This window comes from Ameyamaea chiangmaiensis, assembly GCF_013376175.1.
Classification (GTDB): domain Bacteria; phylum Pseudomonadota; class Alphaproteobacteria; order Acetobacterales; family Acetobacteraceae; genus Ameyamaea; species Ameyamaea chiangmaiensis.
Window position 1 is genome coordinate 1 of record NZ_JABXXR010000318.1, and the last position, 1,120, is coordinate 1,120.

A 1,120-nucleotide genomic window follows, 5' to 3' on the forward strand; every position below is an offset into this window, starting at 1 on the left:
GCCACGATCTTCGCGCTTCCCGGCAATCCCCTGGCCGCCGCCCTGTGCGCGGTCATGCTGGTCAGGCCGTTCCTGCGGGCCCTCACCGCACAGCCCGACGACGTGCGTCCGGGCCGTCTGGCCTTCACCCCGCAGACGCGCGCGGGAACGACGACCCTGCACCTCGTACGGACCGAGACCGACGGCGCCCGGCTGACCCTGCACCCGGTGCCGACGGCCGGAGCCTCGGATATCTCGGCCATCACGCGGGCCGATGGCGTGCTTGCGGTCTCGACACGGACAGCTCCCGCCGACGGCGACGTCGTGGCGTTCCTGCCGCTGTGACCGTCGCGTCAGACCGGCACGGCGCGCGACATGACGAACCGCGCGATGGCGGCGGCGTCGTTCAGGTCGAGCCGAAGCCGACGCGCCACATCGTCACCGGTCGGTGGCAGGACCGTGTCCAAGGGGGCCGCGACCGCCGCGACGTTCGGCCAGTCCGGGAACAGGGGCGGTTTCCCCGTCTCCGGGCGCCAGACTTCGAACGCAATGGGGCACGATGCGTGAAATCCCTCGATCAACACCAGATCCACGGGCGCCATGCGCGCCAGAAGCGGCGTCACGTCACGCGGGCAGTCGAGGGACACAGGGTCTTCGCGCATCAATACCCAGCGCTGGTCGGACACCAGCATGACTTCCGCCGCACCAGCCGTGCGGTGGCGGAAGGAATCCTTGCCCGGCCGGTCGAGATCGACACCGTGATGGGTATGCTTCACCGTGGAGACCGACAGCCCCTGTTCGCGCAGCATCGGCACCAGACTCTCGATCAGCGTCGTCTTGCCCGACCCGCTTCGCCCCACCACACCCATGACCCGCATGTCTGATCCTTTCCCCGCCGCGCGCCACGACGGCGCGATCGTCATCCTCGCCGGAGGCACCGGCAGCCGCCTCGGCGGATGCGACAAGCCGTTGCTGCCGCTGGGCGCGGGCTGTGTCCTCGACCATCTTGTGGCAACGCTGCGCCCATCGTGCGACAGGCTCGCCATCAATGCCAACGGCACTCCCGCGCGCTTCGGTCGCTGGTCCCTGCCCGTCCTGCCCGACGCGCGGGCGGGCGACGGGCCGCTCGGCGGAGTGCTGT

At 70.5% G+C, this 1,120-nt stretch carries 2 protein-coding genes and 1 pseudogene; 2 read left to right on the forward strand and 1 reads right to left on the reverse strand.

The genetic code is table 11. The features are described from left to right. Positions 1 to 324, forward strand: a pseudogene (locus tag HUK82_RS16740) (molybdopterin molybdotransferase MoeA); the annotation flags it as partial. Positions 325 to 332: 8 nt separating this feature from the next. On the opposite strand, the gene mobB reads toward HUK82_RS16740, so the two are convergent. Further along, positions 333 to 857, reverse strand: a complete 525-nt coding sequence (gene mobB / locus HUK82_RS16745) for a molybdopterin-guanine dinucleotide biosynthesis protein B (protein ID WP_176614981.1) — start codon at positions 855 to 857, stop codon at positions 333 to 335. Here mobB and HUK82_RS16750 point away from each other — a divergent pair. Next, a partial coding sequence (locus HUK82_RS16750) for an NTP transferase domain-containing protein (RefSeq protein WP_176614982.1) occupies positions 856 to 1,120 on the forward strand: 265 nt, incomplete at its 3' end. The genes mobB and HUK82_RS16750 overlap by 2 nt on opposite strands.

Excerpts from the sequence above, each read along its gene's own strand:
- mobB (WP_176614981.1), bottom strand. The coding sequence starts at position 857 with ATGCGGGTCATGGGTGTGGTGGGGCGAAGCGGGTCGGGCAAGACGACG.